Below are 16,002 nucleotides of genomic sequence, written 5' to 3' on the forward strand. Positions count from 1 at the left end.
CGAATTTCAATTGGAATCCGCTGCGGATGATTCGCTGCTCAATGCTTCCAGTTTTTCCATTATGGGTATCAATAATTCTTCATCGGGGTCTTGTCCCGCGTGTGCGCAACAAGAAAAATAGGCTTTGCAGAGTTTGACCATCAAGTGGTCAAATGCCATCGGCATCCGGAAAAACAAGCGGCTTAATACCTGAATTCCACGGATGAATGTTGCTGCGGCGAGCGCATCCTCATTGCCGCGAAAAATAGAACCCAAAGTACCCAAACTCATCGCCAAACCCGATTCATATGCGTCTGGATTTTTTCCGCTTAATCGCTCATAAATCTTAACTGCACGTTGCGCCGCTGCTAAAGCTTCTTCGCGTTGACCCAGCTCATGGTAGAAACGACCCTGATTGTTCAAGCTCATCGCCAAATCTGGCTCAAATCTATCTGAAATTCTCTCACTTAACCGTTCGCAAATTTCAACTGCACGTTGCGCCGCTCCCAGCGCTTCCTGGTGAAGTTTCAATTCACTGTAAAATAATCCCAGATTGTTCAAACTACTCGCCAGATCCGGCTCAAATGCATCGGGATTTTTCGCGTTCAAACGTTCATAAATTTCAACTGCACGTCGCGCCACTTTCAACGCTTCCTTGCAATGTCCCAACTCGCTATAGAAACCACCCAGACTGTTCAAGCTCTTCGCCATATCCGACTCAAATGCATCGGGATTCTTTGCGCTTAAACGTTCTAGTATTTCAAGCGAGCGCTGTCCCGCTTGCAACGCTTTCTTGCGATATCCCAACTTACGATAACGATTACCCAGACTGTTTAAAATTATCGCCAAATACGCTTCGAATGCATTTGGTTTCTTTTCGCTTAAACGTTCATAAATCTCAACTGAATGTTGCGTTGCTTCTAACGCTTTTTCAAGAAAGCCCAATTTATCATAACGAATACCCAGATTATTTAAACTACCCCCTAGATCCAGCTCAAACACACCTGAATTCTTTGCATTTAAACATTCCCGCATTTCAACTGCACGTTGTACCGCTTCCAGCGCCTCTTCGTGACGTCCCAGTTCACCATACAAACTACCCAGATTATTGAAAATCAATGCCTGCTCCGGTAAATCTTCAGCAACAGATTGACTCAATAGTGCTTGATATACTCTAACCGAGAAACTCCTTAAGGAAACACTGTATTGCGGCAACATACCGGCAATCTGCCATAACTCATTCCGGGATTGATGATTTAACAATGGAATCAGCCAATCCGCCAGAGCCAAATCATCGATTGGGTATAAGTCTTGCGTAGAACGCAATAAATTAGCCCAGGCCGTTTCGCCACCCAGCACGATGGCATGCTGCAAGGTTTTTTGTAAGCCAGCGCCTTGGCGCAAAATAGTAACGGCAAACACTGAACCGATCAGATCGGGTTGAATCGGATTGAGCATCCCATCGGCGCGGTTCGCATCGGCTAGGAATTGATCGAGCACGTTACCCGTCTTAGCGGGTTCGGTTTGCGGATAACCACAGTTTTCAGCTTCCTGTCGAATGATATTGAACAAATATGGGTGCTGCAGGGATATTTTTCCGGAAAAAACCAGCAACGCGACCATCCGCTCCAACAATGTCATCGGAACACCAGCCGCTTTGCATAATTTGCGTAGATAGCCGCGCTCGCGCTCGACGGCTTGTTGCAACAACATCGCAGAACGCCATGTCAGAAATTGATTGGCGGAACCTATCTCGCAATTGTGCAATGCGGCCATTTGCAAATACAGCGGTCGCCCGCTAGTATTACGCCAAAGCTGCTGATAATCGGCAGTAGAAAAATGTGGCAGTTGCGGTGCAGATTTTTTCTGCAGCTTTTCCCAGCTTGTCAGGGTTGCTTGCAGAATTTCCTGCATGGTTTGCTCTGTATCGTGATGCTGCGGCGGTAGCAACTTCATGGCCGGTTGCCAGGCATCCTGGATGTCGTCGGTCAATGCGCCTTCGCCGGTTGTCAAAATTTCTTTCATCCAGCCTTGTTCTCGTTCGGCATGGCGCTCAAGCAACAATATGCGTAATTTGGCCGCGGGTTGTATCGTTTCATCGCGGGTGATACGCACGCATTGCTGTATCAATTTTTTCAGACTTTCCAGCTTGGTGGCAGCGTAGTCGATGATGATCAGGGTATCGACCATCAACGCCCAATTGGCAAATTGATCGTGTTGCACCAATTGATCAAGTGCTGCATGATCCAAAAAACCACTGTCCCATGGCGTATCCCGGCACACTTTGGCAAATTCATGCGCCAGACGGGTTTTTCCTATGCCACCTTCGCCGATCATGACCTGCCAGCTAAACTTTGCATCGAAATTGCACCAGAATTGCAGTTGCTGTAATTCATGGGCACGGCCCAGCAGAGGGACAAAATCGTTATATGCTCGTAACCAGCGGCTGGACGGCTGACAGCTATCCAGTTTAGGCTGATCAATCTGCAAGCGAATGGGCGCTTTGAGTTCGCCCAGGCTACAACTGATCAAGTCTAACCGGTTGAATTGCTGAATCCAGAGTTTGGTCTGCTGATCCAATACTTTCCATTGTTCTGGATCGACGTGTTGTGATACTGTATTACGCAGTACGATCAAGGATTCCAGTGTTTTTGCGCGCGTAATTTTGAACAGAACTGCTTGGGCAAGCTTTTCGCTAAGTGCATGATAGGCAGAAAATCGTTGCTTTAGCTTATCATCCAGCCACTGCAAGACTTCCAATCCACCTTGGCCAAGATACTTGACTAATTTAGGTAGAAGAATGCGTGTGATCACGCGCGTTTGCAATGGACCCAGGCCCCATTCCTTAAGCCACTGATGAATTATTGCATCCCGGTCTTTGTCATCCAGGAATTTCGCCAATATTTCTTGTTGTTCTTTGGAAAGAGTAAGGTCAAGCATTCTTTATAATCAATGGCAAGCGTGACGGGGGTGAATATAAAGTAAAGTCGGAAACACACCGTGGGAATTAACAAAAAATAAAAAAGCTCAGCAGACGCGAAAAACTTTACTTACGCAACCACCACATAATCAGTGTCAGTACAATGGAAATCACCAAACCGGTCATCAACGGAAAATGAAAGCTAAAATTTTCGCGCTCGATATGAATATCGCCGGGTAAGCGCCCTAAGGGTAACTGCGATAACCAAGACCATAACAAACCCAGCACCAGCAAAATGATTCCTAAGGTAATCAATATCTGTTGCATACCGCTTTATCCGGTCAACATGCAAAGCTTATCGTTTTCATTCATCCTGCCGCGGAAATATCAACTTATCCGTTGCAAAACCCAGTTCTGCAGCTCGTTGCATGAACTGATCAACTAATGCATCGCTAACCGCCGGTGTTCTTGCTAATAACCAAAGATACGATTTGTCATAACTGGTCACGAAAGCGTATTGATAGTTTTCCCGATCTAATTCAAACACAATATAGGCGCCATAAAATGGACCGAAGAAAGAGACCTTCAAATAACCTTCTTGCTGACCTCTAATGAAATATGCTTTGCCTGCCACTTCTTTCCACTTGTTTTCCACCACCGAGAAACCTTTATTGATAACTTTGACACCACCGTCATCGCGCAAAAAATATTCCGCGGTCACGTTCTCCAGTCCACGTTCAAACGAATGATCAAGCCGGGCAATTTCATACCACTTCCCCAAATATTTATTGAGTTCAAATCCGTCCACCGGTGCGATATTATAGGGTATAGATAAACACCCACTGAGCAAAAATACAATAGAACCAATTAAAAGAGAACGCATTTTCAAATACTCATGATGTCGTTAATACCGGGTAATCGGCATATTCTTCCACACCTCAGGTGTAAAATGTCGTCGGATTAAGCTGATTGAGCGCTACGCTCATTCTGACCCATATCGGTAAACCGGAATTCGCCAGGAAACTGGTACCGAAGACCATTACATCCACTCATCTCAAGACGACATCCTTGCCCGCTTCCTCGCCGATAAAACCCATAAGCAGTGAAAAAACATAGCTGTCTGATAGTATATCTTGGAGTGTAATTAGAATTAAGATACACGGATAAACAGACACTTATAACTTTAGAATTACCGCCTTTTTCTCCGTTTTTTCTTAATTACGTCCCAGAGCCCCAAGATATAAGATGCAACTATACAGTTTGTTGGCTTAGCTTCTCAGTTTCTCCGGTGCGATTTCTTGCTTTTGGAATCAGAATTTCTCACCGAGAGTTGGAAGGAGCTGGCAGCAAATCATCGCTGAAATTTGTTTGTTTCTTATCTTTATAAGGCAGCAGGATTTGCTAGGCACTTATTATTATCAAATTAAACACAATTCATTGTGACATGACAAAGCTAAGATTCCCAGCGTTCGGAAATAATGTGAATTAAATGTGAAATAAGTGTGAACTTTTTGTGAAGTTATTCGTCAAATGATCAGTAACGTATTTTTAAACAATTTTGATAATTTTTAATTAAGGAGATTCTCATGACTACCAATCAAATTTTTGCTATTGCAGCACTAGTTATCAGTGGAGTTTTTTTTTGGGGTTTTATTCATGGTTGGATTGCCACAATCAATTCTAGAATGGGTAATTACCGATGGTGCACTTGCTGTCATTCTTTATATAAGCTACCTAGCAATCGGCGTGTTCAAAGGAACATCCACACCCAGAATGCGTTAATTTAAAACAACGATAGAAAAAGGCGTGTTTATGAGGTAAGCGCCTCATGTGAGGTCCTCTTAATACACAATCTTAATAAACTTTATTTATAAGGAGATTTTATGAAAACGAGTCAAATTTTTATTATTTCGGCAATAGTCATCTCAACCACATTTTTTGGTGTTTTATCAGTGTTTGATTTACCGGAATCTGTAACAGACTGGTTTATTTCTGATGTCATTCTCGGCGCAATACTGTACATCAACTATCTCGTGATTGCTATGTTAAGCGACTCACCCAAAAGCAGAATGTACTACACGAGAAAAAAAATTACTGCATAGACTCTCCAATTTAATGGGATTAAGGTAATTAATTCAATTGCCCTGATCCCATTTTTTATTCAAAAATTAAAATATAAACTGAGTTGGATCAATCATAATTGCTTAAATCGATCAGGTGGTTGATCAAGCCAATGAATCAATCCTTGTGCATTCAGACGAATATCCGTGTTCAAGAGCTCATTTATTTCATTTGGCGGCAATTGACAACCGTGTTCTGCCAATTTTTGCAAAAGCAAATTTCTTAACGCCCTGGAAATGATTGACTGTCTCTCACCCCCATTATCTTTTGCGCGTTGCGCAATCGCAACGTGCGCATCAATCAGATCATGCAGGGATTGCGCATGATATTCTAAATTGCCAATCCGACTATAGTGTGTCAAATACGCATAGCGTGGTTTATAACTTATGATGCGGTCGATTGAAGTATGTGCCGCAACAGGATCAAATTGAACGGGCGAAGTGGTCGGAAAGACAAATTCTCTACCATTGACATCGAACTCACGATACGAAACTCCAAAAGTATCACCCGTAAAAAAAGACTGACTACACTCATCATAGATGCAGTTATGGTGACGCGCATGACCAGGCGTATCAAGAAACAATAGCGAACGCCCATTAAGATTAATGCGGCTTTCGTCAGGCGCTTCCATGATACGCTCGATATTAATCGGAACAATTTCACCATATACACGTTTGAATTCGGCTTCTCCATAAACACTCATTGCACCGGCAACAAGTCGTATCGGATTTGCCATATGGCTCGCGCCACGAGGATGAACAACCAGTTTGGCATTCGGGAAAAATTGCATACACTGGCTTGCGCCGCCGGCATGATCAAGATGAATATGCGTCAAAATCACATAGGCCACGTCTTCAACAGCAATATTCTTTTGCTTGAGCGTTGCAACTACACCCGGAACGGAAAAGGATGTACCGGTATCCACCAGGGCGGCCACCCCTTTCTCGACAATCAAGTGTATCGCTGCTCGTCTAGGACGGTGAAATTGTGCATCAATGGCACTAATGCCATATTCATAATCGGTAATAAGAGGCAATGACATATCTCTCCGTTTTTTCTTGAAAATCTTTAATTCGGAAAATACTATTGTGCTGGATATTTTAATTGTTCAAGGATAGCCGGATTCTCCAGCGTGGAAACATCCTGGGTGATTTCTTCACCTTTGGCAAGGCTGCGCAATAGTCGGCGCATAATTTTTCCGGATCGGGTTTTCGGTAGATTTTCTCCAAAACGAATTTCATCAGGCTTGGCAATAGGGCCAATCTCTTTCGCCACCCACTCACGCAATGTATGAGTGATTTGCGTAATTTCCTCTGCATGTGGATACTGGCCTTTTAGCACCACAAAAGCTATCACAGCTTCTCCCTTTATCTCATGGGGTTTACCAACCACGGCAGCCTCTGCAACCGAGGGATGCGCCACCAGCACCGATTCAATTTCCATCGTTCCCAACCTGTGCCCGGATACGTTCAGCACATCGTCGGTACGACCCATGATCCAAAAATAACCCTCCATATCACGATATGCGGAATCACCTGCCAAATAATACTTGCCACCCATATCCTCTGGAAAATAAGTCTCTTTGAAGCGCTCGGGATCACCCCACAGGGCACGAATCTGTGAGGGAAATGGTTTTTTGATTACCAGAAAACCGCCCTTACCGTTTTCGACATCATGCCCAGCTTCATCGACTATCGCCGCAAAAATTCCCGGCAAAGGAAAAGTACATGAACCCGGCTTGAGCGCAATTGCACCCGGAGCCGGTGCAATCATATGGCTGCCGGTTTCCGTTTGCCACCAAGTATCAACGATCGGACATCGTGATCGGCCTACTTTTTCATAAAACCACATCCAGGCCTCAGGATTAATTGGTTCACCTACAGAGCCCAGCAATCGCAATGATGAAAGCTCGTATTGTTCTGGCAAATCCGCACCGAGCTTAATCAATGAGCGAATTGCGGTGGGTGCCGTGTAAAATGTCGTAACTTTGTGCTTTTGTATAATGTCCCAAAAACGCCCGGCATTAGGATAAGTCGGTATTCCTTCAAAAATTACTTGGGTAGCTCCCATCGCAAGAGGTCCATAAGCCACATAACTGTGACCGGTAATCCAGCCGACATCCGCGGTACACCAAAACACATCGGTAGGCTTGTAGTCAAAAATCCATTGCATACTTTGTTTGGTTCCAAGCAAATAGCCCGCGCTGGAATGCTGAACCCCTTTAGGTTTACCCGTGGATCCCGAAGTATAAAGTGTAAATAATGGGTGTTCAGCGCCCACCCATTCAGGCTCACATTGGAGGCTGGCATTTTCCGTAAGCTCATGCCACCAAACATCACGTACGGGATCAAATCGAATAGCGGCGCCCGTGCGTTGATAAATCACGACCAATCGTACGGAAATCGCGTCAACCTTATTCAAGGCTTCATCAACAATTGATTTGAGCGGATTGCGTTTACCCCCGCGCACCTGTTCATCGGCCGTGATAACTGCTACTGCACCCGCATCTTGGATGCGCTCATGCAAGCTTTTGGCTGAGAACCCGCCAAATACCACTGAGTGAATTGCACCAATACGTGCGCAGGCCTGCATTGCAACAACCGCTTCAATACGCATCGGCATGTAAATGATGACTCGATCGCCTTTGTTAATGTTATTTGATCTCAGTGCATTAGCAAGCTTACAAACACGTTGGTGAAGATCGCGGTACGTTGAGTGTGTTATTTCTCCGTCATCGGACTCAAAAATGATAGCAACCTTATCGGCTTGTGTCTCCAGATGCCGATCAAGACAATTATAAGAAACGTTTAACTCACCGTCACCGAACCACTGAAAAAAGGGAGCCATCTGATCATTCAGCACTTGCGTAAAAGGTTTATGCCATGCGATCTGTTCTTGTGCCCGTTTTGCCCAGAAACTCAGATAATCCTCCTCCGCTTCCGCACATAAAGCTTGATATGCTTCAAAGCTGGGTATGTTGGCTTTGGTGGAAAATTCTTTCGCAGGTGAAAAAACTCGAGTTTCGTTTAATATTGATTCAATGGTCGGCATGCTTGGTCTCCAGTACTTACAGTTCAATACACTGGATCAGAATTGTATCATTGGCACTCTAATAGATGCGGTGTTCTTATTTCGAAAGCAGTAAACTGAGTCCATAGTCCTACAAAAAAGCTGACAACAGGATGCGAATAGAAAACGTTGAAAATCGCTAAGGCATTACTCTTTTGCGAAGTTTATATTCCATATTTTATAAATATTTGTTAAAATTGACGTAGTAGATGCGATGGGCTTTTTCAGCCCATTTTTTATTTGTGGTGGAGCTATGGCACTGGAAGAATTACTGGAATCAACTCTGCATGGTTTGGGTTATGAGTTGGTCGAGGTGGAACGATCAGCACACAACAAATTGCTAAGAATATTTGTAGATAAGGCAGAGGGTATTTGCATTGACGATTGCGTGACAATCAGTAACCACTTGAGCCGATTACTAGCAGTCGAAAATATTGATTATGGTCGATTAGAGGTTTCATCACCAGGATTAGATAGACCTTTACGAAGAGAAGCGGATTTTCTTCGGTTTAGAGGAGAAACAATAAAATTAAAGTTGCGCATCCCTTTAGAGGGTCAAAAAAATTTTGTAGGGATTTTACGAGAAGTGGATAATGGCATAATAAAACTTGAAATCGAAGGAAAGTTATTAGACCTTGAATTAAGTAACGTTGGAAAAGCTCGTTTGGTTCCAAGATTGTAGGATAAGGATTAAACTGGAGGATTATGAGCCGCGAAATTTTACTGTTAGTTGATGCATTAGCGCGTGAAAAATCAGTTGAAAAAGAAATTGTTTTCACGGCTTTGGAGCTTGCATTATCATCCGCCACCAAGAAACGGTTTCAAGAGGATATTGAAACACGCATTTCTATTGATAGAGAAACAGGAGATCATCAATCTTTCCGTCGTTGGCTGGTTGTAAACGACGATTCCGTGGAAGATTCAGCACGCCAAGTGGCTTTAAGTGATGCAATAAAAATTGATACTAATATCCAACTAGGCGATCATCTTGAAAAACCCCTGGAACCCATAGAATTCGGGCGCATCGGAGCACAAGCAGCAAAACAAGTAATTTTCCAGAAAATACGTGAAGCAGAGCGTGAGCAAACTTTGAATGATTTTCTTGAACGAGAAGATTATTTAATTAACGGCACGATTAAGCGCATGGAGCGCGGCAATGCCATTATTGAATCTGGGAAAATTGAAGCGGAATTGCCACGCGACCAGATGATACCCAAAGAAAACTTGCGCGTCGGTGATCGCGTGCGTGCTTATTTATACAAAGTTGATCGTGCGGCTAGGGGACCGCAACTAAAACTTTCACGCATCTCCCCTGAATTTCTAATGAAGTTATTTGAATTAGAAGTCCCAGAGATTGAAGAAGGGCTATTGGAAATTAAAGCAGCTGCCCGGGATTCAGGGTCACGCGCCAAGATCGCCGTTAAATCGAACGATCAACGCATTGACCCGATTGGAACCTGTGTAGGTATGCGCGGATCCCGTGTGCAAGCTGTGATTAGCGAGTTGGCGGGCGAGCGTGTTGATATCGTTTTGTGGTCTGACGACCCCGCCACTTTTATTATTAATGCACTGGCACCTGCAGAAATCAGCAGCATCATGGTTGACGAAGAAAAACACAGCATGGATATTGTAGTCGATGATGATAATCTCGCACAGGCTATTGGTCGAGGCGGGCAAAATGTACGTTTAGCCTCCGAGCTAACAGGCTGGGAGCTCAATATCATGACCATTGAAGAATCTAAAACCAAGCATGAACAGGAAACATCACAAATCTGTCAACTTTTTATGCAAAAATTGGATGTTGATGCAGAAATCGCAGAAATACTTATGCAGGAAGGCTTTGTTTCTCTTGAAGAAGTAGCCTATATCCCATTAAATGAGATGCTGGAAATCGAATCATTAGACGAAGAAACAGTCAATGAGATAAGAAATCGGGCGCGCAATGTATTATTGACAGATGCCATTGCTAATGAAGAAAAAGTCGAGCATGTTGCTGAAGATTTGCTTTCAATCGAAGGAATGGATATCAATATTATTCGAGAATTAGCAGCAAAGGGTATCATTACCCAATCTGATTTGGCTGATTTAGCTGCCGATGACTTGGTTGAGATGACCGGTATTGATATTGAACTTGCAAATCAATTGATTATTAAAGCACGTGCACCCTGGTTTACTTAATTTTAATAACTGGTTAATAATAGATTAGCCGATTTGTTTATTTTATAGTGAAACCTATCTGTAGTTTTGATTGTTGAAAGGTTATAAATGGCTCAAATGAGTGTGGAACAATTTGCGAATGAACTGGGTTTGCTACCGGCAGTACTGCTGGAGCAACTTAAAGCTGCCGGTGTAAAAAAGATGCTGGCGGAAGACAGTTTAACTGAGCAAGATAAAGCTCTATTACTTGATTATCTTAGGAAAACCCATGGCACGACTGAGACCAAAAGCAAAGTTACTCTAACACGCCGACAAACCTCGGAGATTCGGAAATCTGACAGTACCGGCCGAGCACGGACCATTCAAGTAGAAGTCAGAAAAAGACGCGTACTGACAAAACCAATGATGATTGGAGATGCTGATGCTATACCCGCAACAGCGAGTAAATCGGCGGATGTTACAAAGCAAGCTGCAACAGGATCCATCATTGATGAAGACCAATTGGCTTTGCGCAATGAAGAAGCCAGAAAACAAGCTGAGCTGATGGCACGCCAAGCTGAGGAAGTAAGACAAAAAAGAGAGCGCAAAAGCACTGAGGCAACTGATCATGCACAAAAGAAAGCTACCAAGGCAGAAATAATTACTGAAACGAACTCGGCAACAATCAATCCACAGCCTTCAGAGACTACTCAACCCATCACGGATGCACACCTAAGCACCGCAAAGAACAATGAAATTGAACAACCGGGCAATATAGATTCACAATCCAGCCCGACTGGCGGGACATTACATAAACCTATAGTAAAAGCTGAAGAAAAAACAGATAAGAAAAAGAAACAAGCTAAGCAAGTCATCTGGAAAGATGAGAATACCAAAAAACGGGGTGTTAAAACCCACGGCGATCTTACTGGCGGACAAGGCTGGAGAACCCGTAGAGATAAACATAGCAAGCCTGTTCATGCGGAAGAACAGAATATTCATGGATTTTTCGCTCCGACAGAGCCGATTGTGCGCGACATTATGGTTCCGGAAACCATTTCGGTAGGCGCACTTGCACAGAAAATGTCAGTTAAAGCTGCTGATGTTATTAAAGTATTGATGAAAATGGGCAGCATGGTGACGATCAATCAGATGTTAGATCAAGATACTGCCATGATCGTTGTGGAAGAAATGGGACATACTGCAAAATATGCCGAAATGGATAATCCCGAAACTTTCCTGGCCGACCGTGAATCTTCCATTACTGAAGCAGAATTGGTTGCACGCGCTCCTGTAGTCACAGTTATGGGTCATGTTGATCATGGAAAAACTTCACTGTTGGACTACATTCGTCGCACGCGTGTTGCTGGCGGAGAAGCTGGCGGCATTACCCAACATATCGGTGCTTACCATGTAGAAACTGATCACGGTATGATCACCTTCTTGGACACACCCGGCCATGAAGCATTTACCGCAATGCGCGCACGTGGTACTAAAATTACCGATATCGTTATTCTCGTAGTCGCCGCTGATGACGGCGTTATGCCTCAAACTATTGAAGCGATCCATCATGCAAAAGCGGCAAAACTGCCTATTATTGTAGCAATCAATAAAATTGATAAGCCTGATGCGAATGCTGAACGCATTAGACAGGAATTGATTGCCCACGAGGTCTTACCTGAAGAGTGGGGAGGCGATACCATGTTCGTTGAAGTTTCGGCCAAAACAGGTCAAGGCATTGATACCTTACTGGAAACCATATTACTACAAGCTGAAGTATTGGAACTCAAAGCACCGATCAATACCCCTGCCAAAGGGGTCGTGATTGAATCACGTCTGGATAAAGGTCGTGGCCCCGTCGCTACAATTCTGGTGCAATCAGGAATGCTGAAACGTGGCGATGCGCTGCTGGCTGGCGCGGTGTTTGGGAAAGTGCGGGCCATGAATGATGAAAATGGGAAAGCAATTAAACAAGCAGGAACATCTATTCCGGTCGAAATTCAGGGCTTATCCGAAGTTCCTGAAGCGGGCGAGACAGTTCTTGCATTGGATGACGAACGAAAAGCACGAGAAATCGCATTATTCCGGCAAGGTAAATACCGGGATGTGAAACTTGCCAAACAGCAGGCCGCAAAACTCGAAAACGTTTTTGATCAGCAAGAAGATGTGAAAATACTATCATTGATCATCAAAGCGGATGTCCAGGGATCCTGCGGCGCATTGGCGTATGCCTTACAAAAACTTGCAACTGATGAAGTTAAGGTCAATATTATTCACAGCGCAGTGGGCGCGATTATTGAATCAGATGTGAATCTGTCGTTAGCTTCAAAAGCTGTGATAATTGGCTTTAATGTTCGCGCAGATGCAGGTGCGCGCAAATTAATAGCTTCCAACGGCGTGGATGTGCGTTATTACAATATCATTTACGAAGCCGTTGAAGAAATAAAAGCCGCACTCTCAGGATTAATGTCACCTGAACGCAAAGAAAGTATTCTAGGTTTGATTGATATTCGTGAAATCTATCGCATACCTAAAGTAGGCGCAGTAGCCGGATGCTACGTATTGGATGGCATCGTCAAGAGGAATTCTTTAGTCAGAGTATTACGCGATGGCTTAGTAATTCACAGCTGCGAACTCGATTCACTGAAGCGCTTTAAAGATGATGTTAAAGAAGTTAGAGAAGGCTTTGAATGTGGTTTATCACTCAAGAATTTTAATGATATTCAAGTAGGCGATCAATTGGAAGTCTATGAAATTGTCGAAACTGCACGCTTCCTATAGCAAGTGCTCATACGACATATATAGAGCACACATGCCCAAAGATTTTTCCCGTAGTTTACGTATCGCTGATCAGATACAACGCGAATTAGCGGACTTAATACAGAATGAAATCAAGGATCCGCGAATTAAACAAATTACCATCACCGCTGTCGAGGTAACGCGTGACTATAGTCACGCCAAGGTTTTTTACACTACGCTAGTGCATCAGGATGAAAATTTTCTGATAGAGAAAGGCTTGGAGCACGCTAAAGGTTTTTTACGCTCAAATTTATCTCACCGCATGAAATTGCGCCTTGTACCCCAACTCCATTTTATTTATGATGAGTCAGTTGAACGTGGTTTTCGCTTGTCAAAATTAATCGACGAAGCCATTGCCCAAGATCAGGCAATCCATCAAACAGATTCAGATAAATAATTAATTTTAGTTGACTACTCGTTAGTATTTCACCGAATAATTTGATTAAGTCAAGAAAACGTAATATCAGTGGCGTTTTATTATTGGATAAGCCTTATGGAATTTCTTCCAATAAGGCATTACAGACTGCAAAACAATTGTTCTTTGCCGCCAAATGTGGGCATACCGGTACGCTGGATCCTATGGCCACCGGATTACTGTCGATTTGTTTTGGCGAAGCTACAAAATTCTCATCAGTGCTGTTGGGAGCCAATAAAACCTATGAAGCAACATTGAGGCTCGGTTTTATGAGCACTACCGGTGATGCGGAAGGCATAATCAGCCCGGTTGCGGCCACTGCTCAAAACCCGACACTCGCAGAGTGTCAGAAAACACTGTCACAATTTATCGGAAAAATCAAACAAATCCCTCCCATGTTCAGCGCGCTCAAACATCATGGCAAACCACTTTATTGTTATGCCAGAAAGGGGGAAATCATTGAACGTCAAGCACGCGAAATAACCATCTATGACATTCAAATTCAATCCCTCCACTATAATGAACTGCAATTAAGCATTCAATGTAGTACCGGCACTTACATCCGAGTGCTCGCTGAAGACATTGGCAAAGCAATGGGATGCGGCGGCGCTTATTTGACTGGTTTACGACGTACTGCAATTGATCGTTTTAATTTATCACAAACCTATACCTTATCCGCACTTGAAAATATGAGCGCATCCGAACGCGACAATTCTTTATTACCCATTGATTATCTGCTACAGGATTACCCTTCAATTACTCTGGATCGATTGAGTGCATTACAAATTCAGCAGGGACGCAATATTTTATGCCCATCAAGCATGCATGGAATTATCAAGAACGGAAGGCAGGTTCGATTGTATACCGAGCAAGATCAGTTCTTGGGATTGGGTGAGATCACAATAGAACAAACTATTGCAGTAAAAAGATTGCTTTCAGACTCCTATTTACTGGAATACACCGCACAGAGTTTCTCCAGTTAATGTAAAAACTCTTTCCAAACCGATCAATTGCACCGCAAATTCCCTCCCTCAATGCAACAATAATCTTTTCATTAATTCATAGATTCGTATTGTTTCAACCAAGCATCAAGTCAATGCATTTCTGAATTCGGAAAACCACCCTGTTGCGAAGGATCTCGATTTAGCATGACAGCAAATAAATCATGCGCATCCGATCCAGAAATTTGCACGTCGATGAGCTCACCCGGCTGCAAGTGTCCAGCATTTTCCACATAAACCACTCCATCAATATCCGGCGCATCCGCACTACTTCGTGCAATCACTTGACTCTCAGTTAATTCGTCAATCATAACCGTCATTGTATGACCTACTTTCGCAGCCAATCGTTGGCGGCTGATTTCTTCCTGCTGCTGCATGAAACGGGCGCGACGCTCTTGTTTGATTGCCTCGGGAATATGGTCAGACAACTGATTGGCAGTAGCACCCTCAACAGGAGAGTACGTAAAGCAGCCTACGCGGTCTAATTGCGCTTCCTGTAAAAAAGCCAGAAGATCTTCAAATTCCGCCTCGGTCTCACCCGGGAAACCAACAATGAAGGTGCTTCGCAATGTAATATCAGGGCAAATTTCCCGCCATTGTTGAATTCGAGCCAAATTATTCTCGGCACTTGCGGGCCGTTTCATCATTTTGAGAATGCGCGGATTTGCATGCTGAAATGGCACGTCCAAGTAGGGCAATATCTTGCCTTCAGCCATAAGCGGAATGACTGCATCCACATGCGGATAGGGATAAACATAATGCAACCTTATCCATACTCCCAACGACCCCAAAGCATACGCAAGTTCGGTCAGGCGGGTTTTCACCGGCCTTCCCTGCCAAAAACCGGTACGGTATTTCACATCAACACCGTACGCGCTGGTATCCTGTGAAATAATCAACAGCTCTTTTACCCCGGCATTCACCAAGTGTTCGGCTTCCTGCATCACTTGGTGAATCGGACGGCTCACCAAATCGCCACGCATTGATGGAATAATACAAAACGTACACCGATGATTACAGCCTTCAGAAATTTTCACATACGCATAATGTTTCGGTGTTAACCGTATTCCGTGCGGAGGTATCAGGCTAGTATAGGGATCATGAGGTTGTGGCAAATGCGTATGAATCGCGGACATGACTTCCGGCAGCGCATGCGGTCCGGTAACCGCCAGCACTTGCGGATGAGCTTTTTTGACGACGTCCCCATCTTCCTTGGCACCAAGACAACCTGTCACGATCACCTTACCATTCTCTGCCAAAGCTTCGCCAATGGCATCCAATGACTCTTCAACGGCGCTATCAATAAACCCGCAGGTATTGACCACGACCAAGTCCGCATCTTGATATGAAGCCGATATTTCATAACCTTCCGCCCGCAACTGGGTCAATATTTGTTCTGAATCGACCAAGGCCTTGGGACACCCCAGAGAGACAAAACCAACTTTTTGCGGAAACTGCTTGCCTGCTGACATATAATAGTTATTTGGAGATAGTTGTGGTGAAAACTTTGGATTGTATCTGAATACCGATTCAAATAATTCGTTTCTCTCGATCAGTGACAA

Annotated in this window: 13 protein-coding genes; 7 read left to right on the top strand and 6 right to left on the bottom strand. The window is 43.9% G+C overall.

The features are described from left to right. Window positions 1-6: 6 nt before the first annotated feature. From ATY38_RS00695 to ATY38_RS00705, 3 genes are all read right to left on the bottom strand, one after another. Complete coding sequence (locus ATY38_RS00695) at window positions 7-2,919, bottom strand: tetratricopeptide repeat protein (RefSeq protein ID WP_062557599.1); 2,913 nt, start codon at window positions 2,917-2,919, stop codon at window positions 7-9. A gap of 106 nt (window positions 2,920-3,025) precedes the next feature. Beyond that, window positions 3,026-3,226 carry a DUF2905 domain-containing protein gene (locus ATY38_RS00700; protein WP_062557600.1) on the bottom strand — a complete coding sequence of 67 codons (201 nt, stop codon included), beginning with the start codon at window positions 3,224-3,226 and terminating at the stop codon, window positions 3,026-3,028. A 37-nt stretch (window positions 3,227-3,263) separates the two neighbouring features. Continuing rightward, window positions 3,264-3,782 carry a lipocalin family protein gene (locus tag ATY38_RS00705; RefSeq protein WP_062557601.1) on the bottom strand — a complete coding sequence of 173 codons (519 nt, stop codon included), beginning with the start codon at window positions 3,780-3,782 and terminating at the stop codon, window positions 3,264-3,266. An 86-nt stretch (window positions 3,783-3,868) separates the two neighbouring features. On the opposite strand from ATY38_RS00705, the gene ATY38_RS16325 reads away from it, so the two are divergent. Beyond that, window positions 3,869-4,015 (top strand): hypothetical protein, encoded by a 147-nt coding sequence (locus tag ATY38_RS16325; RefSeq protein ID WP_176767904.1) that lies wholly within the window; start codon window positions 3,869-3,871, stop codon window positions 4,013-4,015. Between the two features lie 767 nt (window positions 4,016-4,782). After that, on the top strand, window positions 4,783-5,001 hold the full coding sequence (locus ATY38_RS00710; protein WP_062557602.1) for a hypothetical protein: 219 nt from the start codon (window positions 4,783-4,785) through the stop codon (window positions 4,999-5,001). Window positions 5,002-5,093: 92 nt separating this feature from the next. On the opposite strand, the gene ATY38_RS00715 is transcribed toward ATY38_RS00710, so the two are convergent. Beyond that, entirely contained in the window at window positions 5,094-6,062 is a 969-nt protein-coding gene (locus tag ATY38_RS00715; protein ID WP_062557603.1) for an MBL fold metallo-hydrolase, read from the bottom strand. A gap of 41 nt (window positions 6,063-6,103) precedes the next feature. Next, entirely contained in the window at window positions 6,104-8,071 is a 1,968-nt protein-coding gene (acs, locus tag ATY38_RS00720; protein WP_062557604.1) for an acetate--CoA ligase, read from the bottom strand. Window positions 8,072-8,342: 271 nt separating this feature from the next. Here acs and rimP point away from each other — a divergent pair, with 271 nt between their 5' ends. The 5 genes from rimP (at window position 8,343) to truB (ending at window position 14,422) form a co-directional block, all read left to right on the top strand. Then, the gene (gene rimP, locus ATY38_RS00725) at window positions 8,343-8,771 is read left to right on the top strand and encodes a ribosome maturation factor RimP (RefSeq protein ID WP_062557605.1); all 429 of its coding nucleotides are present in this window, start codon (window positions 8,343-8,345) and stop codon (window positions 8,769-8,771) included. A gap of 23 nt (window positions 8,772-8,794) precedes the next feature. Further along, a complete protein-coding gene (gene nusA, locus ATY38_RS00730) occupies window positions 8,795-10,267 on the top strand; it encodes a transcription termination factor NusA (protein ID WP_062557606.1) in 1,473 nt (490 codons plus the stop codon). 87 nt (window positions 10,268-10,354) lie between these two features. Then, on the top strand, window positions 10,355-13,006 hold the full coding sequence (infB, locus tag ATY38_RS00735; RefSeq protein ID WP_062557607.1) for a translation initiation factor IF-2: 2,652 nt from the start codon (window positions 10,355-10,357) through the stop codon (window positions 13,004-13,006). A gap of 31 nt (window positions 13,007-13,037) precedes the next feature. Next, entirely contained in the window at window positions 13,038-13,421 is a 384-nt protein-coding gene (rbfA, locus tag ATY38_RS00740; protein ID WP_062557608.1) for a 30S ribosome-binding factor RbfA, read from the top strand. Window positions 13,422-13,462: 41 nt separating this feature from the next. Beyond that, a complete protein-coding gene (gene truB, locus ATY38_RS00745; RefSeq protein ID WP_062557609.1) occupies window positions 13,463-14,422 on the top strand; it encodes a tRNA pseudouridine(55) synthase TruB in 960 nt (319 codons plus the stop codon). Between the two features lie 110 nt (window positions 14,423-14,532). On the opposite strand, the gene rimO is transcribed toward truB, so the two are convergent. Next, a complete protein-coding gene (gene rimO / locus ATY38_RS00750) occupies window positions 14,533-15,912 on the bottom strand; it encodes a 30S ribosomal protein S12 methylthiotransferase RimO (RefSeq protein WP_062560041.1) in 1,380 nt (459 codons plus the stop codon). Between the last annotated feature and the right edge of the window lie 90 nt (window positions 15,913-16,002).

It is taken from the genome of Nitrosomonas ureae (assembly GCF_001455205.1).
Lineage (GTDB): Bacteria > Pseudomonadota > Gammaproteobacteria > Burkholderiales > Nitrosomonadaceae > Nitrosomonas > Nitrosomonas ureae.